Consider the following 20,647-nt stretch of genomic DNA (forward strand, 5'->3'; position numbering starts at 1 on the left):
GACGTCGGTTCAGTGCCGCAGCCGTTCAGGTTCGAAGGCGCCAGCAATCACCTTTTCACGCATACGGTCGAGCAGGGCAAGGGCCGAGGTCTCGCCATTGGCACGCAACATCTCGCCGAAGGCTGTTTCGAGCGCTGCTTCGGCAATGATCTCGGGCTCTATCCCGGCGGAGAGACCTTCCGCCCAGGCCTCGCTGTGGCTTTCCACGGCGGTCAAGCGTTTTTCTTCCCTGACCAGCGCGTCGATGTCGTTGACACCATGTTCCATAAGCGAATGTCCACCCTTTCAAGCTGCGATCCATTGATGTGGATCAGGCCTGATCTGTTCATTTCACACGCAGGGACAATTAAGTATTTGTAAATACGACATTTTTTTGATCGTCTTTTACAAAGCCCGATTGCCTTGTGCGAAGCTGCGTTCAGTTCGAGTCAAACTTAGCCGATTGGGGCGGCCTGCGGGGCGAAAACCTTCAGTTTGAGTTAATTCCGCTTTCGCGCGGTAAGGTTTCGTTAATACTGTTGCAGAAGTGCAACATGAGGATTGCACCAAGATATCGCTTGGCACAAGCCGATATATCGGCTGTACCCAGCAATGGTTCGGATAGTTGTCGATGAGCGAGTGCCTAAAGCGCGCCGCGTTTGAACGGATTCAGGCGAGGCGCTTTAGGTTTTCGTTTTTATGCGTGTCGTTCTCCCAAAACCGCAGCCACTTTTGGGCGACATGCATTAGTTGCCGTAACGCGAGGCGATATCGCGAGACAGCGTCTCGCCTTCCTTCATGTAGCGGCTGATGGCTTCGGTCGCCGAGGGCGTGCACCTCGTATAGATGCCGCCGAAGGAGCGGTAGCCGCGATTGAAGCTGGCAATGAAGCGGGCGCGCCGCTCGGCGTCCGGATTTTCCGAATCGAGCAGTTTTGTCATCTCGACACGCCACTGGTCGCCCTTCTCGCCGCACAGATTGCGCAGGAAATGCAGCGAGCCCAGAACCTCCGCCAGCCGCATCAACCCGGGCTCGAACGGCGACTCGGCGCTGAGCGCGGGCCGTATCGAAACGGTCGCGCCGACCGCAAGACACAGGGCGAGGAGCATGGATGGACGATTCATAAGCCTTCTCTACCAGCTGTGTGGCTCTGCTAAACAGCATAAGTCTTTGTGGCGAAACAATTTGTCGCCCGCAAGTTGATTTCAGGACAGCAGTCCGGCGTTTCCGCCGGGGGCCAACAAGTCTTCGGCGACTGCGAATACCGAGCCTGCCAGCGGCAGCGCCGCCATCTCGCTGAGCGTATAGAAGGCCGCCGTCTCCGCATCGTCGCTGGCCACGGCCTCGCCGCCGGCATAGGCGGCGCCGAAGACTGTGAGGAGATAATCGACCGGGTGGCTGTCATCCCGGCCGTCGATGTGGATTTCCCGCAGCGGGCGATAATTTGTGGCACGCAAACCGGTTTCTTCCTGAAGTTCGCGCTCTGCCGCTGCCTCCAGCGTCTCACCAGGTTCGACCTTGCCGCCCGGAAAGGCATAGAGCCCTTGCGACGGTTGCCGGGCTCGCTTGACCAGAAGCACGGTGTCTGCCCGCACGACGGCGACCGAGACTGCCGGAAGTATTTTGCGCGCTTCGTTCATGGATTCCCAATCAGACTGAAGGCCGGTCAGTTGTGGACCGGCCAGCGTGGACAAGTTTTAGCGGTTGCGCAACGCCGGTTCCATCGCCACTTTCAGAAACCGAACCTTTCGAAGGGCACCAATCGACCATGTGCGGACGTTTCGCCTTGACCGCGACGCCGGATCAGACCGCTGCCTTTCTGGACGTGGCGGGGCTTGAGGATTTCCCGGCGCGCTACAACATCGCCCCGACGCAGCCGATCCTGATGGCGGTCGCCGGCCCTCCGCAGGCGCCGGGCTCCAATCTGCCGGACCGGCAGCCAATGCTGGTGCGCTGGGGGCTGATCCCGACCTGGGTGAAGGATACACGCGAGTTTCCGCTGCTGTTCAACGCGCGCTCCGAAGGGGCTGCCGAAAAGGCGTCGTTCAAGGCCGCCATGCGCCATCGCCGCGCTTTGGTGCCGGCGTCCGGCTTTTATGAATGGCGGCAAACCGGTGGCAAGAAGGGGCAGCCTTACTGGATACGCCCCAGGCATGGCGGGTTGGTTGCCTTCGCCGGGCTGATCGAGACCTATGCCGAGCCGGGCGGTTCGGAAATGGACACCGGCGCCATCCTGACCATCAACGCCAATGCCGACATCGCGCATATCCACGACCGCATGCCGGTGGTGATCGATCCCAGGGATTTCGCACGTTGGCTGGATTGCCGCACGCTCGAACCGCGCGATGTCGCCGATCTGTTGCGACCGGCACAGCTCGATTTCTTCGAGGCAATTCCGGTCTCCGACCTCGTCAACAAGGTCGCCAACACCGGACCGGAGATTCAGGAGCGGGGCGAGATCGGGCCGGAGCCCGAGAAGGTCAAGCGCCAGAAGTCCGGCGCGGACGACAGTCAGATGACGTTGTTCTAGCAGAGGGCGCGCGCGTCGGCGCCTTCATTTCTGGCGCCATTGGCGCCGGCCGCCCATCCCTTCAGGCAGCGCGGGGCGAAACGATCTTCTGCGCCGGCTTTTTCTTCTTGGCGGTATGGAGAAGGGCGGCGACGATCGCGGCCGGGCCGATTGCGCGATAGTGGTTGGCCAGCGCCGGCTGCTTGGCGCGGTTGGCTTCCTGCTTGGTTCGGGGCATGTCTCTCTTCCCTGGTAACATTTTCGTGTCTGCGTTTGATGGCCGATTCTGACCAAATCGTGACGCCTGCTGATCTAGCCGGCGAATGTTTCATGACTGTGCCGACATGTTTAATAAAATGTTTCAGTGCATCATTACCTGTGACCCAGCGACGGTTTTGCCGAAACTTGCGACTTGACGGCAACACAAGCCAAGGCGATAAAGCCGCCCATGAAAACGTCTTTCGCCATTTGTGGCATTTGCATTATTGGCTAGCCTCGCGCTGGTCCGGACGTTTTCGCCTCATCTCTCCCCAGATTGGACAAACGCCCCGGCCAGCAGGCTGGAGCCTGATTTGCGTTCGCGCAGGGCTGGCTTCGTCGAATTGAGTTCTGAACCGGGAAGGCACGAATGTCCGACGCATCGCAGGGCCTGCGCCTCTACAACACGCTGACGCGGACGAAAGAGGATTTCGTCCCGATCGATCCGCTGAACGTGCGCATGTATGTCTGCGGCCCGACCGTCTACGACTTTGCTCATATCGGCAATGCCAGGCCGGTGATCGTCTTCGACGTGCTGTTCCGCTTGCTGCGCCATCTCTATGGGCAGACGCACGTCACCTATGTGCGCAACATCACCGACGTAGACGACAAGATCAATGCGCGCGCTTTGCGCGATTTCGGCGGCGAGATCGCTTCCGGCACGCTGTCGTTGAATGAGGCGATCAGGCGGGTCACCGAAAAGACCGCCGACCAGTTCCACAGCGACGTGGCGGTTCTCGGCTGCCTAGAGCCGACGGTCGAGCCGCGCGCCACCGAATTCGTCGAGCCCCGTGCCGACGGCAAGGTCGACATGATCACCTTGATTCAAAGCCTGATCGAACGCGGCCATGCCTATATTGCTGCGGGCGAAGTCCTGTTCGACACGGCGTCGATGCCCGACTACGGCCAGCTGTCGAAGCGCAATCTCGACGAGCAGCAGGCCGGTGCTCGCGTCGCCGTCGACGCGCATAAGAAAAATCCCGGCGATTTTGTCCTCTGGAAGTTGTCGTCACCGGAGGAGCCGGGCTGGAATTCGCCATGGGGCAGGGGTCGGCCGGGCTGGCACATCGAGTGCTCGGCGATGTCGGCCGCCTATCTCGGCGAGGTCTTCGACATCCATGGCGGCGGCCTCGACCTGATCTTCCCGCACCATGAAAACGAGATCGCCCAGTCGCGTTGCGCCCATGGCACCGAAATGATGGCCAACATCTGGATGCACAACGGCTTCCTGCAGGTCGAAGGGCAGAAAATGTCGAAGAGCCTCGGCAACTTCTACTCGATCAACGAACTCCTGGAGACCGAGACCTTCGGCGGCCGCAAATGGCCGGGCGAGGTGCTGCGGCTGGCGATGCTGATGACGCATTATCGCGAGCCGATCGACTTTTCCGTGCGCAAGCTGGAAGAGGCCGAGAACACCCTGCGAAAATGGAAGCGGGGAGCCGACCTCGCGCCGACGGCGGCGGGACAGGTGCCCGTGGAGATCATCGACGCCTTGTCGGACGATCTCGCCACCTATGCCGCCTTCCAGGTCCTGACCCAGTTGGCCGGCGAGGCAGTGGACGGCAACGATGCCGCTGCATCGCTGAAGGCGTCGCTGCTGTTCCTCGGCTTCGACGTCGCGTCGGCGAAGGTTGATGAAGGCCACGTCGGCAAGGCCATCGCCAAGCGTCTCGCGTTCATCGCCGCCAAGAACTGGGCCGAAGCCGACCGCATCCGCGACGACCTGCTGGCCCAAGGGATACAGTTGAAGGACGGCAAGGATCCGGTCACAGGCGAACGCATCACCACCTGGGAGGTAAAAAGATGATCGATCATCTCGGCATCAACGTTGCCGATTTCGACGCTTCGAAGGCTTTCTATGACAAGGCGATGGCGCCGCTTGGTGCCGCGCTGTTGTATATGGTGCCGCTGGAGTACACCGGCGGTAAAAAGGTCGGTGGCTACGGTCGCGATCGGCCGGTATTCTGGCTGCAGGAAGGCAAGGATGGTCAGAAGGCCCATCAGCACGTCGCCTTCACCGCGCGCAGCCGCGCCGAGGTCGAAGCCTTCTATGCTGCGGCGCTTGCCGCCGGCGGCAAGGACAATGGCGGGCCGGGCCTGCGCCCGCACTATCACCCGGACTACTATGGCGCCTTCGTCCTCGATCCCGACGGCAACAACGTCGAGGCCGTCTGCCATGCGCCGGAGTGATCAGCGATGAGCCTCGACAACCGACCGATCTACACCGGCGGCTGCCAGTGCGGCGCGGTGCGCTTTCGCGTTGAAGGCGCTTTGGGCGACGCTTCGGTCTGCCATTGCCGCATGTGCCAGAAGGCGTTCGGCGCGTTCTACGCGCCGCTGGTTTCGGTGCGTGGCGCCAGGCTCGACTGGACGCGCGGCGAGCCGAAATACTTCCGTTCGTCCAACCATGTCGATCGCGGTTTTTGCGCCGATTGCGGCACGCCGCTGACCTTCACCGCGCCGGACGGGGTTGGCCTCGCCATCGGTGCGTTCGACAATCCAGCGGAGATCGTGCCGCTGATTCAATGGGGGATCGAGGCAAAGCTGCCCTATGTCGACTCGATCCCGCAACTGCCGGGCGAGGACACCATGGCCGACATGTCGTCGGCCTCCTATCTGGCCGATCTCGTTTCCTACCAGCACCCCGACCACGACACCGAACAATGGCCGCCAAAGGAAAGATCATGACCGATCAGGTAAGAACCGGCGGCTGCCAGTGTGGCGCCGTGCGCTTCCGCGTTCATGGAGCGCTCGGCCGTCCGTCCATCTGCCATTGCCGCATGTGCCAGAAGCAGTTCGGCTCGTTCTTCGGCGCGCTGGTCACGGTGCCCAGAGATGGCGTCGAATGGACCCATGAAGAGCCGAGTTACTTCCAGTCGTCGGTCAACATCGATCGTGGTTTCTGCGCCCGCTGCGGCACGCCGCTGACATATCGGCAGCCCGGCGGGCTGGAAATCGCGATCGGTGCCTTCGACGACCGTTCGGACCTGGCACCGCAGATCCAGGTCAACTATGCCGCGCGGTTGCCCTGGGTGGAGACGATCTTCGATCAGCCCGTCCACCAGGATCCTGATTATTACAACAGGCAGGAATCCATCATCTCCTTCCAGCACCCAGACCATGAAACGCCGGACTGGCCGACCAAAGGTTTACAACTATGAGCAGTCAATTGCGTACGCTTTATCCCGAGATCGGGGCGTTCGATTCCGGCATGCTCGATGTCGGCGACGGCCACCAGGTCTACTGGGAGCGTTCCGGCACCAAAGGCGCCAAGCCGGCGGTGTTCCTGCATGGCGGGCCGGGCGGCACCATTTCGCCAAAACACCGGCGGCTGTTCGACCCGAAGCTCTACGATGTCATCCTGTTCGACCAGCGTGGCTGCGGAAAATCGACGCCCAACGCCTCGCTCGAAGCCAATACGACATGGCACCTGGTCGCCGACATCGAACGGCTGCGCGAAATGGCCGGCTTCGACAAATGGCTGGTGTTCGGCGGCTCCTGGGGGTCGACGCTTGCGCTCGCCTACGCCGAGACCCATCCAGAACGCGTCAGCGAACTGGTGGTGCGCGGCATCTACACGCTGACGCGTGCGGAACTGGAATGGTACTATCAGTTCGGCGTCTCGGAAATGTTCCCGGACAAATGGGAGCGCTTCCTGGCGCCGATCCCGGAGGCCGAGCGCAGCGACATGATGGCCGCCTATCGCAAGCGGCTGGTCGGCACGGATCGAAAGGCGCAGATCGAGGCGGCCCGCGCCTGGAGCCTGTGGGAAGGCGAAACGATCACGCTGTTGCCCGAGCCGGAGACAAGCGGTCCGTTTGGGCAGGACGACTATGCCGCCGCGTTCGCCCGCATCGAGAACCACTATTTCGTCCATGCCGGCTGGCTGGAAGAGGGACAATTGCTGCGCGACGCGCACAGGCTGAGCGACATCCCCGGCACCATCGTCCATGGCCGCTACGACATGCCATGCCCGGCGCGCTATGCCTGGGCGCTGCACAAGGCCTGGCCAAAGGCGGATTTCCATCTGATCGAGGGCGCCGGTCATGCTTATTCGGAGCCGGGTATCCTCGACCGGCTGATCCGCGCGACGGACAAGTTTGCAGGCAAATGACCATGACCCGCGAGCGCCTCTATCTCTTCGACACCACATTGCGCGATGGCCAGCAGACGCCGGGCATCGACTTTTCCGTCGAGGACAAGATCGCCATCGCAAAACTGCTTGACGCTTTTGGCCTCGACTATGTCGAAGGCGGCTATCCCGGCGCCAACCCGACCGACACCGCCTTCTTCCAGGAGAAGCGCACGGAGCGCGCCAAATTCGTCGCCTTCGGCATGACCAAGCGGGCAGGGGTGTCGGCGTCCAACGATCCCGGCCTAGCGTCTCTTGTGCAATCGAAATCGGATGCCATCTGCTTCGTCGCCAAGAGCTGGGACTACCACGTCCGTGTCGCGCTCGGCTGCACCAATGAGGAGAACCTCGACGCCATCAAGGCCTCCGTCGAGGCGGCGATCGCCGCCGGCAAGGAGGCATTGGTCGACTGCGAGCATTTCTTCGATGGCTTCAAGGCCAATCCCGACTATGCGCTGGCCTGCGCCAGGACCGCCTATGATGCCGGGGCGCGTTGGGTGGTGCTATGCGACACCAATGGCGGCACGCAGCCATCGGAAGTCCGCGCCATCGTCGAGAAGGTTATTTTATCAGGCATTTCAGGCGATCATCTCGGCATCCATGCCCATGACGACACCGGCCAGGCCGTGGCGAATTCCCTCGCCGCTGTCGAGGCTGGCGTGCGCCAGGTCCAGGGCACGCTCAACGGCATCGGGGAGCGCTGCGGCAACGCCAATTTGATCTCGATCGTGCCGACGCTGGCGCTAAAGCCGGCCTTCGCCGATCGTTTCGAAACTGGCATTTCGGCTGAGGCGTTGACAGGCATTTCCAGGTTGTCGCGCGCATTTGACGAACTCCTGAACCGAGCGCCAGAGGCGCAAGCGCCCTATGTCGGCGCTTCCGCCTTCGCCACCAAGGCGGGTATCCACGCATCCGCACTGGCCAAGGAGCCGGCGACCTATGAGCACGTCCCCCCCGAAACCGTCGGCAACCGCCGCCGTGTCATGGTCTCGGACCAGGGCGGCAAGGCCAATTTCCTCGCCGAGCTGAGGCGACGCGGCATCGAGGTGCCGAAGGACGATCACCGGCTCGACGCGCTGATATCCGTGGTCAAGGAGCGCGAGGCCGAGGGCTATGCCTATGAAGGCGCCGATGCCAGCTTCGAACTCCTCGCCCGCAAGATGCTGCACGGCCTGCCGGAATTCTTCAACGTCACCTCGTTCCGCTGCATGGTCGAGCGCCGCTTCGACGCCAACGGCCAGTTGAAGACGGTCTCCGAAGCGATCGTCAAGGTGGTGGTCGATGGCGAGGAGAAGATGTCGGTGGCCGAAGGGCATGGCCCGGTCAACGCGCTCGACATCGCGCTGCGCAAGGACCTCGGCAAATTCCAGGGCGAGATCGCCGACATGGAGCTGGCCGACTTCAAGGTGCGTATCCTCAATGGCGGTACCGAGGCGATCACCCGCGTTCTGATCGAATCGCATGACGGCACCGGCGCACGCTGGTGGACGGTGGGAGTTTCCGAGAACATCATCGACGCCTCGTTCCAGGCGCTGATGGATTCCATCGTCTACAAGCTGATGAAGAACCGCGAGATGGCCGGACTGGTGGCCGCCGAATAGGGTTGAACCATCAGCGAAAGTCCATTGATCCATCAGAACTTTGCGATGGTCTTGCCAAGGTGACTGGGCCATAGCGTTGGTCCATGGCCACTGAAGCAATTACCCTGGATGCAGAGTCCAAGGCCCGGCGCGGCTTTCTGCTGGCGCTCGGCGCCTATCTGCTATGGGGATTGCTGCCCTTCTACATGAAGGCGGTCGCTCATCTGCCGCTCGCGGAAGTCATTGCCCATCGCATCGTCTGGTCGGTGCCGATCGCCGCCGCCGTTCTGATCTGGGCCGGCCGCACGGCGGATTTCAAGGCGGCGCTGCGTTCGCCACGCACCATCGCCATGGCCGCGCTGACGGCGGCGCTGATCTCGGTCAACTGGGGCATCTATGTCTGGGCGATCGCGGTCGACCGCACCGTCGAAACCGCGCTCGGCTACTACATCAATCCCCTGGTCAGCGTCGTTGTCGGCGCGCTGCTGCTCGGCGAGCGGCTCGACCGGCTGCAGATCGCGGCGGTGGTGCTGGCGGCCGTCGCCGTCGCCGTGCTGACCATCGAAGGCGGCAAGCTGCCCTGGGTGTCGTTGGCACTGGCGTTTTCCTTCGCCGCCTACGGCTTCTTCCGCAAGACGCTGCCGATCGGCCCGAGCCAGGGATTTTTGCTCGAAGTCCTTCTGCTGTCGGTGCCGGCACTTGGCTACATCGTCTATCTCATCGCGACCGGACAGGACCACATCGTGTCCAACAGTGGCACGGATACGGCGTTGCTGATCGGCTGCGGTCCAGTCACATCGGTGCCGTTGTTGCTGTTCGCCTTCGGCGCCAAGCTGCTGCGGCTGTCAACCATCGGCATCATGCAATATATCGCGCCGACCATGGTGTTCCTGATCGCCGTTCTGATCTTCGACGAGCCTTTCGGCACCATCCAGGCCATCGCCTTTGCGCTGATCTGGGCGGCTTTGGCAGTCTATTCCTGGTCGATGTTGACGACAGCGCGACGCGCCGCGCCGCAGCCCGCACGGTAAGGGGGTTCGATGTACCTGCTGCATATCGCCAACAAAAATTATTCCTCATGGTCGCTGCGGCCCTGGGTGCTGATGCGCGCGCTGGATATCCCATTTGAGGAGCGGCTGACGCCATTCCCGACCGGATCGAGCTGGGATCTGTACCGTTCCTTCTCGCCGAGCGGCCGCGTGCCGTGCCTGGTCGACGACGGCTGGGCGGTCTGGGATTCGCTGGCCATCGTCGAATATCTGGCCGAACGCCACCATGGCGTGTGGCCCGTCGAAGCCAAGGCGCGCGCCTGGGCGCGCTCGGCCGCCGCCGAGATGCATTCGAGCTTCACCGCATTGCGCAGCGCCTGTCCGATGAGTTGCGGCGTGCGGGTAGAGCCGTTTCCGATGTCCGATGCGCTGAAGCAGGACCTCTTTCGCCTCGACGACCTCTGGAATGATGGTCTTGCTCGTTTCGGCGGGCCATTTCTGGCGGGCGCTCATTTCACCGCAGTAGATGCTTTCTTTGCCCCGGTGGCGTTCCGCGCACAGTCTTATGGGCTCTCCTTCGAGGGTGCGGCTGCAGCGTATCCGGCGCAGTTGCTTGCTCTGCCGGCGATGCGCGAATGGCATGCGGCTGGGCTTGCCGAGGCCTGGCGCGAGCCCGATCACGAAGCGGAAGTGGCCGCCGCCGGCACCATCATCGAGGATCTTCGCGCCACTGCGTGAAAGCTGCCGGCGGGTGCTACATCTGTCCGAGCCGCCTGACAAAGAGATAGGTCGCGCCCGCGATCACCATCGACACAGCAGTCACCACCCAAAAGCCCATTGGCGTGTCGACCAGCGGCAGGCCCCCAACGTTCATGCCGAACAGGCCTGAGATGATGGTCATCGGCAACAGCACCGCCGTCATCACCGACAGGACGTACAGCAGCCGGTTCGACTGCGTCGTCAGCTTTGCCATAAGCTCGTCCTGCAATAGCCGGGCGCGCGCCTGCAATTGCTCGCCGTCATAGTGCAGCGTCTGCGCCCGGTGTGAAAGGCGCGCGGCCATGTCGTTGATGCTGTCTGGCAGGTCGTTGCGGTGCGAATGATCAAGGTGACGGAACAGATTGGTCAGCGTCGCCATCTGCCTGTGGATCACCACCAGATGCCGGCGCGCGTCGACCAGGGATTGCCGTTCATTGTGCCATGCGTCGCAGACGATACGGTCTTCGATGCCGTCGAGACTGTCGCCGAGTGCCGCAAGTTCCGCCACCATGCCATCGAACGACTGGCCGACGACAGCCTCGATCAACTCGGCTGGCGAGCGGAACTTGCGCGATCCATTCTCGATCGCCTTGCGGATGTTGTCGACCGACTGCAGCGGTTGCTTGCGGGCGCCGACCAGCATCGTGTCATTGAGCGCGAAGCGGAAATGGCCAAGCCCGCCCGCTTCCGCCGAATAGTCATGGCGCAGGTCCGGCAGATCGCCATAGAGCCAGTCGTCCTCGAGGTCGATGTGGCAGCCATGGCTGGCGGACAGGAAAGCTTCACGCGCCGGTGCCGGCAAAGCCCGATCGGCGCCGATTTCGTGACGGGCCCGCATGTCGGAAAGCTGGTAGCTGCGCCATGTCCAGTGCGCGGCGGCGGCGTCCCTGGTTCGCACGCCCTCAGCGGTGAAGTGATAGATGAAGAACAGTCCGTGCTCGTCGGGCAGGTAGGGCGACAGATCGGTGCCTTCCGGGGCGAGAGTGATGTCCATGGGCGGTGCCAGATGCATGTTCCGAAGATGGCGCCGCACGGCGGCTGCCTGATACTGATTCCTAGCACGCGCGAAGCCGGTTTCGTGTGACGGTTTCTTGACAGCCGATCACAGTCTGTCGATCCCCCGTGTCAATCCGGGGGTGACGCCTTCGTCACCCCCGGATGTGCCCTGTCAGTGCTTCGGGCCGAAGCCGGGGTAGGGCTTGAGGGGCACGATTGCGGCAATGTCCATCATGCCGGCCTTGACCAACGGCAAGGTGGCGAGGTGGCCGCGAACCTCAGCATCATCAGCAGCCTCGAGCATCATGCCGCTGCCCGGGATGTCGCCTCGGTTCCACACCTGACGTACCGCCCCTTCGGCGTAGAGCGTGCGCCGCTGTTCGGCTTCGCCGGGCAGAAGTGGAGCGAAATCGGCATCGGTAAATTTTTCGGTGTTGCGAGCGAGAAGGGCAAAGAACTGCATGGCGGTCTCCTTTGGTTGGGATGGCCGATTATCGCTTTTGGCTGGTGAGACAGTCCAAGACTGATTAGGCTAAAGTTGAGACCCAAAGGGACTTGAGCCTTGGAGGAGAAATGTTCGACCTGCGCCAGCTCCGCTATTTCGTCACGGTCGCCGAAACCGGAAATGTCGGGCGCGCAGCCGAAATGCTGCATATTTCCCAATCGCCACTCAGCCGGCAGATCATCCAGCTCGAGGAGCAGTTGGGTGTTTCCCTCTTTGAGAGGTCGAAGCAGCGGGTCCATCTCAACGCCGAGGGCCGCGCCTTCCTCACCGAGGCCCGCGCGCTGCTGTCCAATGCGCGACGTGTGGAGGAGTTCGGCCGCAACCTGGCCAGCGGTGCCGTCGGCCGGCTCGCCATCGGTTATGTCGAAGGGGCCGTTCATGCCGGGCTTGTCGCCGGGATGCTGCGCCAGTTCCGTCGCGACCGGCCGGATTTCCACCTGCAGCTGAGAAGCCTGCGTTCGGCGGCGCAGTTGGAAGGGCTACGGCAGCGGTCGCTGGATCTGGGCTTTGTCTACTCGCCGCCACCCGATGATGATCCGGATGTCGCCGCCATGGCGCTGCGGCATGAGCCGCTGGTGCTGGCGATCCCCGAAGATGACCCACTCGTTGAAGTGCCAGAGATCGGGCCTCACCATCTTGACGGTCGCACCTGGATCACCGTCGTGCGCCAGCCGGACGACACCAATCGCGGCCAGTTCCTTGCCGCCTGCGCCAAAGCCGGCTTCTTGCCCGACATCGCCTATGAGACGGCGGACCCGCTGACCTCGCTCGGCCTTGTCAGCGCGGGTCTCGGCCTGGCGACGGTGCAAGCCAGCCTGCGTGCCGCTGCGCCGCCGCGGATCGTGTTTCGCGACCTGCCGTGGTTCGACCGCACGGTTTCACTCCATCTCGCCTGGCGGCGTCATGACCGGCGCGCGGTGATTGCCGATTTGCGGCAGGCTGCGGCGGAAGAGGGGAATAGGGGAGTAGGGGAGTAGGGCAGTAGGGCAGTAGGGGAGTAGGGCAGTAGGGCAGTAGGGCAGTAGGGCAGTAGGGCAGTAGGGCAGTAGGGCAGTAGGGCAGTAGGGCAGTAGGGCAGTAGGGCAGTAGGGCAGTAGGGCAGAGACCTCCAGGCAATTCACTTGTTGTCACATATTGCCCTACTGCCCTACTGCCTTATTCCCCTACATCTTATCGATCACCGACTGCACGCCCTCGGTCGGGGCGTCGACGGACGATCCGGCTACCATGATGGCGGCGACGATCGCTTCGGGGTCGTCGACGACCAGCGGCTTGACCCGCTGCGCGGTGTGGATGAAGCCTTCGGCGGCCATGTGATCGAGCAGCGCCAGCATCGGATCCCAAAATCCTTTGACATTGGCGAAGACGATCGGCTTGCGATGATGGCCAAGTTGTCCCCAGGTCATGATCTCGACGATCTCCTCGACCGTGCCGATGCCGCCCGGCAGTGCCACAAAGGCGTCGGATTTCTCGAACATCTTGTGCTTGCGCTCGTGCATGTTGTCGGTGATCAAGAGTTCATCGAGCCGGTCAAGCGCTGTTTCGCTCGCCTCCTTGTTGATCAGGAAGCGCGGAATGATGCCCGTCACCTTGCCGCCGGCCTTGAGCGCGCCTTCGGCGACAGCGCCCATGATGCCTTTGGTGCCGCCGCCATAGACCAGCCGCAATCCCGCTTTGGCAATTGAGCGCCCGAGCAGGTGTCCGGCCTTGATATAGATTTCATCGCGGCCCGGAGACGAGCCGCAATAGACGCAGACGGATCGAATCGTGTTCATGTCGATGATTGGTGATTGGGTCTGAAAGCGCGGTCAAGCCCCAAGGGTTAACGGCCTGGGCTTTTTCTTGTCGGTATTGCTAAAACAGGCTAGACCGGCGTTAGGTGGCTAAGGGGTAGGGAAATATGGCAATTAATCCACTGAAGGCGTTCCTGTTCGCGGCGGGTGGGACCGTTGCGGCCGCGGGAACCGCCTATGTAGCGGGCGCACTCGACCCGTATCTCAATCCCACGCCGCCGGCGCAAGTGGCGGCGCAGACGCCGCCCGCAGCGGCAAAATCGGCCGATCCCGGCACCGAAGCGCGGCTGCCCGCCGCTGAAGTCCCGGCGGCTCCCGCCGCAGTGCCCCAGGCAACGGCACCCGCCGCACCGGCCGCGGACGCGGCGGCGCCTGCTGCGACCGGTCCGGTCGCACCGTCCTTCGATGTCGTGCGCGTCGAAAGCAATGGCTCGATTGTCGTCGCCGGCAATGCGGCACCCAACGCCAAGGTCGAAATCCTCAATGGCTCGACGGTGCTTGGCTCGACGGTCGCTGGTCCCGATGGCGCCTTCGTTATCATTCTCGATGATCCGCTGAAGCCCGGCGATTATACGATCGCGCTGCGCGCGACCACCGGTGACGTCGTAACGCCCTCGGTGCAGACCGCCGTCGTGTCGGTTCCCAAGGATGCGGCCGGCCAGGTGCTGGCCATGGTCGAGGAGCCGGGCAAGCCGGCCGAATTGCTGACCGTTCCCGCACCCGAGACAAAGCTGGCTGCTCCGGCCGCCGCGCCGGCTGCTCCCACAGCCGAAGCCCCCGCAACCGCTCCGGCGCCAGCCGCCCCAGCGCCAGCCGTGGTCGACGCGGCACCGGCTCCTGCAGCGCCGGCGACGCCGCCCGCTGCAGGCGTGACCGAGCCCAAGATCGTCGTCGAGGCGGTCGAGATCGACGGCAGCAAGATCTTTGTCGCCGGCCTCGCCGATGCCGGCCGCAAGGTGCGCGCCTATGCCAACGACATCCTGCTCGGTGACGCGCAAACTTCGACGGACGGTCATTTCCTGGTCGAGGCGACGCGCGACGTTCCGGTCGGCAGCTACACAATCCATGTCGACGGCCTCGATGCCGACGGTGTGACAGTTGTGGCCCGCGCGGCCGTACCGTTCGAGCGTGAGCCCGGCGAAGCGATCGCCGCCGTGGCACCCTCGGCGCCGAAGCCCGTTCAGCCCAAGCCGGCCGCACCTACCGCCGCCGAGGCACCGGCCGCGGCCACTACGCCTGCTCCCGCCACCGAGGCTCCGGCCGTTATGGCGGAGGCGACGCCGCCAAGCGATGTGCCCGAGACGGTGGCGCCCAAGCTTGAACATGCCGACGGCGCCGTCATCATCCGCCGCAACGACACGCTGTGGCGGATCTCGCGGCGCGTCTATGGCCACGGCGTACGCTTCTCGACCATCTACCTCGCCAACCAGGACCAGATCAGTGATCCCGACCGCATCTGGCCGGGCCAGGTGTTCAAGGTCCCGGAAAAGTCGAAGGAAGGCGAAGCCGCCGACCTCAAGGCCATGGGCGAGCAGGCAACGACAGCGCCCGCCAAGACGGAGTAGGGTTTGAGCGCCGACGGTTGAGCGCAATCTCCCCCTTGTGGGAGATGCCCGGCAGGGCAGAGGAGGGCGCTGTCTCGCCAGCCTGTCGGCCAAATCCGGTCGAGCTACCTTACGGCTGCTCGTAATGCTTTGATCGTGGAAAGTCGCGATCCTTCGCGCCCCTCTCTGTCCTGCCGGACATCTCTCCCACGAGGGGGAGATTGGCGGTTCCGGCGCTCTGCCCATAGGGTTAGCTTGCCCCGTGCCCGTTCATCGTCTATCGCCGATGAACGATGGCAGAATCCCTGATGGAAACAAACGCATCATGCGGCGGTCCGGACAGCCGTGCGGTCGCCGCCCGACTTGCAGCGCTTTCCCATCCGGCGCGGATCGAAATCCTGAAACACCTATCGACGAGCAGTTCCTGCTGCTGCCGCGAGGTCGTCGACCGCTTAGATCTGGCGCAGTCCACCGTGTCACAACATCTGAAAATACTGGTCGAAGCCGGGCTGGTTCGCTTCGAGCCCGATCGCCAGCGCTCGCGCTATGCGATCGACCATGCCGCGCTCGCCGATGTCTCCGCATCGGTGGCCGCTCTCGTCAATTCCTGCTGCTCCGGCCGCTGAAATAAGAAGAAGGCACAAGAAATGGCCGAAAAAACCGTCTCCGACTCCTCGACTTTCAAGACGCTGCTCAATTTGTGGCCTTACATGTGGCCGGCGGATCGCGCCGATCTGAGAGCCCGGGTCACATGGGCGACGCTGTTGCTGGTCGTCGCCAAGCTGACGCTGGTCGCCGGTCCCTATTTCTTCAAATGGGCGACCGACGCGCTGGCCGGCGACGCCAAATCGGCGCCGCCGCTGCCGAGCTTCCTGCTGGCGCCCGTCATGCTGGTCGTCGCCTACAATGTCGTGCGCCTGGTGCAGCTTGGCTTCAATCAGTTGCGCGACGCGCTGTTTGCCCGCGTCGGCCAATATGCCGTGCGCCAGCTCGCCTTCCGTACTTTCGTTCACATGCACCAACTGTCGCTGCGCTTCCATCTCGAGCGCCGCACCGGCGGCCTGTCGCGCATCATCGAGCGCGGCACCAAGGGCATCGAGACGATCGTGCGCTTCATCATGCTCAACACGGCGCCGACCATCCTCGAATTCGCGCTGACCACGGGCATCTTCGCCTACACCTATGGCTGGAAATATGTGGTCGTCGTCGCGGTCACCGTCTGGGTCTATGTCTGGTTCACGGTCCGCGCCAGCGACTGGCGCATCTCGATCCGCCGCGACATGAACGACAGCGATACCGACGCCAACACCAAGGCAATCGACTCGCTGCTCAACTACGAGACGGTGAAATATTTCAACAATGAGGGCATGGAAGCCGAGCGCTTCGACCGCTCCATGGCACGCTACGAGGTCGCCGCGACGCGCATCTGGACCTCGCTTGGCTGGTTGAATTTCGGGCAGGGCATCATCTTCGGCCTGGGCACCGTCATCGTCATGTGCATGTCGGCGCTCGAAGTGCAGGCCGGCACGCAGACGGTCGGTGACTTCGTCTTCATCAACGCCATGCTGATGCAGCTGTCGGTGCCGCTCAATTTCATCGGCTTCATCTACCGCGAAATCCGCCAGGGGCTCACCGATATCGAGCAGATGTTCGATCTGCTGGATGTGCCGCAGGAGATCGTCGACAAGCCGGATGCCAGGCCAATCGCGGTCAGCGCCGGCAAGGTCGAGTTCCGCGACGTGCACTTCTCCTATGACCCGAACCGGAAGATCCTGAAGGGCATCAGCTTCGAGGTGCCGGCCGGCAAGACCGTCGCCATTGTCGGGCCTTCGGGTGCCGGCAAGTCGACCATCTCGCGGCTTCTGTTCCGCTTCTACGACGTGCAGGGCGGCCAGGTGCTGATCGATGGCCAGGATATCAGGGACGTGACGCAGGAGAGCCTGCGCGGGGCGATCGGCATGGTGCCGCAGGACACCGTGCTGTTCAACGACACCATCGCCTACAACATCCGCTATGGCCGCATCGGTGCCAGCGAGGAGGATATGCGCAAGGCGGCCGAACTCGCTCAGATCGGCCCGTTCATCGAGCGATTGCCTGACGGCTACAAGTCGATGGTCGGCGAACGCGGGCTAAAACTTTCGGGCGGCGAGAAGCAGCGCGTGGCAATCGCCCGCACCATTTTGAAGGCGCCGCCGATCCTGATGCTCGACGAAGCGACCTCGGCGCTCGACAGCCACACCGAACAGGAGATCCAGGCCGCGCTCGATCTGGTCAGCCGTGGCCGCACCACCATCGTCATCGCTCACCGCCTGTCGACGGTGATCACGGCCGATGAGATCATCGTGCTGCAGGACGGCCAGATCGCCGAGCGCGGCACCCATGCCGAGCTGATGCGCAAGCATGGCCTCTACGCCTCGATGTGGGACCGCCAGCGCGAGGCGACCGAGGCCGAAGAGCGGCTGCGCTTGGCTCGCGAAGGCGACGAACTTGGTGTCATCGTCCGCCGGCGCACGTCGGAGGTGAATTGAAGGTTCGGCGTGTGATCTGATTTTTGCACTTGATCTCAACTTAAGTTGAGATTGTAGGCCGTTCCTGGAGCCCAAAAAACACCATGATCCAGGAACGGAGCAATCGAAATGAGCAAGATAAATCAGACTGTTAACGGCGGCAGCGTGTTCAGGGTGGACAAATTCGTCGTCCCGGCCGGCGCCCGCGAGGAGATACTCGCCAAGGTCAGGACAACGCATGAATTGCTGCGCCTGCAGCATGGCTTCGTGCAGGATTTCCTGCTCGAGCAATTCTCCGGGCCGGGCGAATTCAACCTCGTCACCATCGTCGAATGGGAAAGCCAGGCGGCCGTCGACAATGTCGTGCCGATCGTCAAGGCCGCGCACGAGCGCATCGCCTTCAACCCGCAGGAGACGATCGCCCGGCTCGGCGTTCGCGCCGACATCGCCAACTATCAGAGGGTTCCCGGGCTGTAGCAAGGCTGTTACGGCCAGCCGATGCCAGGTGCCGGCGCTTCGACGCTGAACACCTGGCCGGTGCGGGCGTCGCTGACCATATGCTCGAAGCCGCGCCATTCGGCGGCGAGAATGAACAGCGTTTTCCTGTCGGTGCCGCCCAGCATGCAGGCAAAGCAGCCGCGATCGACGGTCACTGTCTGCAGCACCTCGCCGCCTTCACGCACCCGCACGCAACGCTTGTTGGGAACATCCGCATACCAGGCCGCCCCTTCGGCATCGAGGCAGATGCCGTCGGGATAGCCGTCGAGGTCGGCCCAGACCCTTCGGTTGGCAAGGCTGCCGTCGGCGGCAATGTCGAAGGCGGTCAGCCGATTGGCATGGGATTCCGCGACAATCAGCGTCTTGTTGTCCGGGCTCACTGCCATGCCGTTGGCAAAGGCGATATTTTCCGCCACCTGCCGGACCGCGCCGTCCGGCGTGATCAACACGATGGTGCCGGGGCTGAAATGCTCGCCAGAAGCCGGCGCCGGTCCGCCGCCATTGACATAGGTGTTGCCGCGCCCGTCGACGACGATCTCGTTCCAAGGGCTTTTCGACAGGTCACGCAAATCGGCGCGAGTGACGAGGCTCCCGTCGGCCTCCTGTCGTAGCAGCAGCCCTTCGCGGCCGGAGATGACGAGCAGGCGGCCATCCGGCAGCCAGTCAATGGAGTAGGGCAGGACAGCCGGTACGGTGAGCATGACCTCGCGGTTGCCGTCGGCATCGACGGCGATAATCTCGCCGGTGCCCCAGTTGCAAAGCCACAGCCGTCCGTCATGCCAGCGCGGCGACTCGCCGAAAGCGAGACCGGCAGTGACGAGATGCGCTTGGGGGGCAGGTGGTTTCTGCATGTAGGGGACTCCTTGTTGAGTGCGTCAGCATCGCCAAATGGTCCATGATGGCGCTGTCTCACCAAGGACGGGCGAGGCAGCGGTCTGCCGACAGGCACAGAACCGATAATTTTGGTTTGGCTGCTCTTTGCTGAGTTCGCGACGAAGCCTCGAGGTCAGTTTTTGGAGTGTTCTTCAAACTATCGGTTGAAGTGTTCTTCAAAATATTGGTAAGACGCAGTGAAAATGAATTTCAAGCGCCTTTTTATCCACTTTTCCAAGTGATATTCTGCTGACAGACTCTGATCTACCGGTATTGCTTTCCTCCGGGTAAGAAGGCTTTGGAATGTTCGGAATTTTTTCGCGAAAGAAAAGGCTGCAGCAGTCGACAACGATTTCGGCGCACCAGCCGGAGCAACCGACGGCCAGTCCGCGCGTGACTTCAATTGTTGTCCCGTTTTCAGCAGTCGAGCGCGCCGCTAAGGAAAACTACGTTGCTGACCTCGTGACTGCAGTCATGGATTTCGTGACCGCAATGTTTGATCAGGGCCTCTACAAAGATCACGAAATACCGCCGTCAGCGAGGCAGTTTTTTCACGCTTACCTATACGGGATGGAAGTGGCTAATGGCGGCCATAGCCAATTTATTCACAATTACCGTGATCACCTCGATAAAGTCACCTCGGATGTGCATTTGGCTTTGGCTGGAATGCGAGCAGAAAACCATTTAGCTATTTTGAAACAGATGGTTGCTTGGGTCCGGGAACATCCCAAGGAAGCGGAGGAACAGACTGGATTCGAAGGTGGCCGCGCTGATTTCCTTGATGGACTCGACGATCTTTTTTACAAGGAGGAAGACAGCGTCCCGATGCTTGCCCGCGCAGTGGGTTGGATAGCCTCCTGGCCTGAACTGGAGATTGTCGACGATGCCGAATGCCAGGAGGCCACTCTTGACATTGTGATGGCCAACTCCAGGCGCGAACCTCGATTGCGCCATCGTTCGGTGTTCCATCTGAAAGCAGTGATGACGAGCCGACTTGAAGTGGGCATCGGGCTCGCCTGTGCAGCTTTGCCGCAGCCCGAGGTTAAGCTCGGGCTCGGCAAAGGACGGATGTTGGACATAGATGGCGAGAAGCAGATGACATTTCCGGTCGTAACCAACGCCGGCAGGGTGCGTTTGTGCGTAGTCACGCCAACGCATGCGGCTGCATACCAGTACCTGGCTGCTGATGGTACAGAACTGCAACTCGACCTCGGACCGGTCGATAGCGTTGATGAGTTACTTGGCGAAGGTGCTCCACGTGTCGGTCTGAAGCTGTCGCATGTCGGCGCTGATTCAATAGCGACAGTCATCGAACTGGCTGATGAATACGGGGCACCAGCAGCCCTCGACCTTCTTTTGCGCAGGGCTGGAATTGATACGGCAGGAGCAGTTGCTTTGCCATCGATGCTGATTCCGAGCGAGGGAGGATCGGTCGTCAGTTGGACAGTTGCTGCTGACGGTAGACTGCTGTTTTTGGTGTCCTCTCCCAACGGGAGCGCGCTCTTGAGGTCGGGCGCCGAAGATCCGCTGGCGGATGCCCATAGGCTTGAGATCGAAGAACATTTTGTGCGCGCCGAAGCCGATGGTGCCAACTGATCTGGGCTGATTGTCTCGAAATTCTGACGCCAGTGGCACAGGCATGCGAGCCGGTCGCGACCTCACGAACGCGGAGCGTTCGGCTATCCTGAGGCGACAGGCCCTTGCCCGTTCGCCCGCGCCGCCGAT

23 protein-coding genes are annotated in these 20,647 nt (G+C 62.3%); 15 read left to right on the plus strand and 8 right to left on the minus strand.

The genetic code is table 11. From position 1 onward, the window contains the following. Positions 1 to 9: 9 nt before the first annotated feature. The 3 genes from P3C39_RS16765 to P3C39_RS16775 all read right to left on the minus strand — a co-directional run bounded on the left by P3C39_RS16765 (position 10) and on the right by P3C39_RS16775 (position 1,619). Entirely contained in the window at positions 10 to 267 is a 258-nt protein-coding gene (locus P3C39_RS16765; RefSeq protein ID WP_008874920.1) for a hypothetical protein, read from the minus strand. 458 nt (positions 268 to 725) lie between these two features. Beyond that, the gene (locus P3C39_RS16770; protein ID WP_275953604.1) at positions 726 to 1,103 is read right to left on the minus strand and encodes a TIGR02301 family protein; all 378 of its coding nucleotides are present in this window, start codon (positions 1,101 to 1,103) and stop codon (positions 726 to 728) included. A gap of 81 nt (positions 1,104 to 1,184) precedes the next feature. After that, on the minus strand, positions 1,185 to 1,619 hold the full coding sequence (locus P3C39_RS16775; RefSeq protein WP_024503054.1) for an NUDIX hydrolase: 435 nt from the start codon (positions 1,617 to 1,619) through the stop codon (positions 1,185 to 1,187). A 128-nt stretch (positions 1,620 to 1,747) separates the two neighbouring features. On the opposite strand from P3C39_RS16775, the gene P3C39_RS16780 reads away from it, so the two are divergent. Further along, on the plus strand, positions 1,748 to 2,509 hold the full coding sequence (locus tag P3C39_RS16780; protein ID WP_013532563.1) for an SOS response-associated peptidase: 762 nt from the start codon (positions 1,748 to 1,750) through the stop codon (positions 2,507 to 2,509). A gap of 61 nt (positions 2,510 to 2,570) precedes the next feature. Here P3C39_RS16780 and P3C39_RS16785 read toward each other — a convergent pair whose 3' ends face one another. Beyond that, complete coding sequence (locus P3C39_RS16785) at positions 2,571 to 2,726, minus strand: hypothetical protein (RefSeq protein WP_013532562.1); 156 nt, start codon at positions 2,724 to 2,726, stop codon at positions 2,571 to 2,573. A 390-nt stretch (positions 2,727 to 3,116) separates the two neighbouring features. Here P3C39_RS16785 and cysS point away from each other — a divergent pair, with 390 nt between their 5' ends. The 8 genes from cysS to P3C39_RS16825 all read left to right on the plus strand — a co-directional run bounded on the left by cysS (position 3,117) and on the right by P3C39_RS16825 (position 10,185). Next, positions 3,117 to 4,553, plus strand: a complete 1,437-nt coding sequence (gene cysS / locus P3C39_RS16790; RefSeq protein ID WP_275953603.1) for a cysteine--tRNA ligase — start codon at positions 3,117 to 3,119, stop codon at positions 4,551 to 4,553. Beyond that, entirely contained in the window at positions 4,550 to 4,936 is a 387-nt protein-coding gene (locus tag P3C39_RS16795) for a VOC family protein (RefSeq protein ID WP_013532560.1), read from the plus strand. The genes cysS and P3C39_RS16795 overlap by 4 nt, the downstream gene beginning before the upstream one ends. A gap of 6 nt (positions 4,937 to 4,942) precedes the next feature. Further along, entirely contained in the window at positions 4,943 to 5,434 is a 492-nt protein-coding gene (locus tag P3C39_RS16800) for a GFA family protein (RefSeq protein WP_013532559.1), read from the plus strand. Beyond that, on the plus strand, positions 5,431 to 5,907 hold the full coding sequence (locus P3C39_RS16805) for a GFA family protein (RefSeq protein WP_013532558.1): 477 nt from the start codon (positions 5,431 to 5,433) through the stop codon (positions 5,905 to 5,907). Before P3C39_RS16800 ends, P3C39_RS16805 begins: the two co-directional genes overlap by 4 nt. Continuing rightward, complete coding sequence (gene pip / locus P3C39_RS16810) at positions 5,904 to 6,860, plus strand: prolyl aminopeptidase (RefSeq protein ID WP_275953602.1); 957 nt, start codon at positions 5,904 to 5,906, stop codon at positions 6,858 to 6,860. The genes P3C39_RS16805 and pip overlap by 4 nt, the downstream gene beginning before the upstream one ends. Further along, positions 6,857 to 8,479 (plus strand): citramalate synthase, encoded by a 1,623-nt coding sequence (cimA, locus tag P3C39_RS16815; protein WP_275953601.1) that lies wholly within the window; start codon positions 6,857 to 6,859, stop codon positions 8,477 to 8,479. Before pip ends, cimA begins: the two co-directional genes overlap by 4 nt. 83 nt (positions 8,480 to 8,562) lie before the next feature. Beyond that, complete coding sequence (rarD, locus tag P3C39_RS16820) at positions 8,563 to 9,489, plus strand: EamA family transporter RarD (protein WP_275953600.1); 927 nt, start codon at positions 8,563 to 8,565, stop codon at positions 9,487 to 9,489. Between the two features lie 9 nt (positions 9,490 to 9,498). Next, positions 9,499 to 10,185: a glutathione S-transferase family protein gene (locus P3C39_RS16825; RefSeq protein ID WP_275953599.1), complete on the plus strand. Its 687-nt coding sequence runs from the start codon at positions 9,499 to 9,501 to the stop codon at positions 10,183 to 10,185. Positions 10,186 to 10,201: 16 nt separating this feature from the next. Here P3C39_RS16825 and P3C39_RS16830 read toward each other — a convergent pair whose 3' ends face one another. Together P3C39_RS16830 and P3C39_RS16835 are read right to left on the minus strand one after the other, a co-directional pair. After that, on the minus strand, positions 10,202 to 11,200 hold the full coding sequence (locus tag P3C39_RS16830) for a transporter (RefSeq protein WP_064993161.1): 999 nt from the start codon (positions 11,198 to 11,200) through the stop codon (positions 10,202 to 10,204). 174 nt (positions 11,201 to 11,374) lie between these two features. Then, positions 11,375 to 11,665 carry a muconolactone Delta-isomerase family protein gene (locus tag P3C39_RS16835; RefSeq protein WP_013532552.1) on the minus strand — a complete coding sequence of 97 codons (291 nt, stop codon included), beginning with the start codon at positions 11,663 to 11,665 and terminating at the stop codon, positions 11,375 to 11,377. 110 nt (positions 11,666 to 11,775) lie between these two features. Between P3C39_RS16835 and P3C39_RS16840 the strand changes: the two genes are divergently transcribed. Beyond that, on the plus strand, positions 11,776 to 12,684 hold the full coding sequence (locus P3C39_RS16840) for a LysR substrate-binding domain-containing protein (protein ID WP_275953598.1): 909 nt from the start codon (positions 11,776 to 11,778) through the stop codon (positions 12,682 to 12,684). A gap of 186 nt (positions 12,685 to 12,870) precedes the next feature. Here P3C39_RS16840 and P3C39_RS16845 read toward each other — a convergent pair whose 3' ends face one another. Then, positions 12,871 to 13,482 (minus strand): TIGR00730 family Rossman fold protein, encoded by a 612-nt coding sequence (locus P3C39_RS16845; protein ID WP_013532550.1) that lies wholly within the window; start codon positions 13,480 to 13,482, stop codon positions 12,871 to 12,873. Positions 13,483 to 13,607: 125 nt separating this feature from the next. On the opposite strand from P3C39_RS16845, the gene P3C39_RS16850 reads away from it, so the two are divergent. From P3C39_RS16850 to P3C39_RS16865, 4 genes are all read left to right on the plus strand, one after another. Next, on the plus strand, positions 13,608 to 15,065 hold the full coding sequence (locus P3C39_RS16850; protein WP_275953597.1) for a LysM peptidoglycan-binding domain-containing protein: 1,458 nt from the start codon (positions 13,608 to 13,610) through the stop codon (positions 15,063 to 15,065). A gap of 272 nt (positions 15,066 to 15,337) precedes the next feature. Next, positions 15,338 to 15,670: a metalloregulator ArsR/SmtB family transcription factor gene (locus tag P3C39_RS16855; RefSeq protein ID WP_013532548.1), complete on the plus strand. Its 333-nt coding sequence runs from the start codon at positions 15,338 to 15,340 to the stop codon at positions 15,668 to 15,670. A 21-nt stretch (positions 15,671 to 15,691) separates the two neighbouring features. Continuing rightward, positions 15,692 to 17,572: an ABC transporter ATP-binding protein/permease gene (locus P3C39_RS16860; RefSeq protein WP_013532547.1), complete on the plus strand. Its 1,881-nt coding sequence runs from the start codon at positions 15,692 to 15,694 to the stop codon at positions 17,570 to 17,572. 108 nt (positions 17,573 to 17,680) lie between these two features. Continuing rightward, on the plus strand, positions 17,681 to 18,028 hold the full coding sequence (locus P3C39_RS16865) for an antibiotic biosynthesis monooxygenase (protein ID WP_013532546.1): 348 nt from the start codon (positions 17,681 to 17,683) through the stop codon (positions 18,026 to 18,028). Between the two features lie 8 nt (positions 18,029 to 18,036). Here the strand turns inward: P3C39_RS16865 and P3C39_RS16870 are convergent, their stop codons facing one another. Beyond that, positions 18,037 to 18,900 (minus strand): SMP-30/gluconolactonase/LRE family protein, encoded by an 864-nt coding sequence (locus tag P3C39_RS16870; RefSeq protein ID WP_013532545.1) that lies wholly within the window; start codon positions 18,898 to 18,900, stop codon positions 18,037 to 18,039. Between the two features lie 325 nt (positions 18,901 to 19,225). Between P3C39_RS16870 and P3C39_RS16875 the strand changes: the two genes are divergently transcribed. Next, the gene (locus P3C39_RS16875; protein WP_013532544.1) at positions 19,226 to 20,518 is read left to right on the plus strand and encodes a DUF4375 domain-containing protein; all 1,293 of its coding nucleotides are present in this window, start codon (positions 19,226 to 19,228) and stop codon (positions 20,516 to 20,518) included. Positions 20,519 to 20,647: the final 129 nt, after the last annotated feature.

Source organism: Mesorhizobium sp. XAP4 (assembly GCF_029269325.1).
Classification (GTDB): Bacteria; Pseudomonadota; Alphaproteobacteria; order Rhizobiales; family Rhizobiaceae; genus Mesorhizobium; species Mesorhizobium ciceri.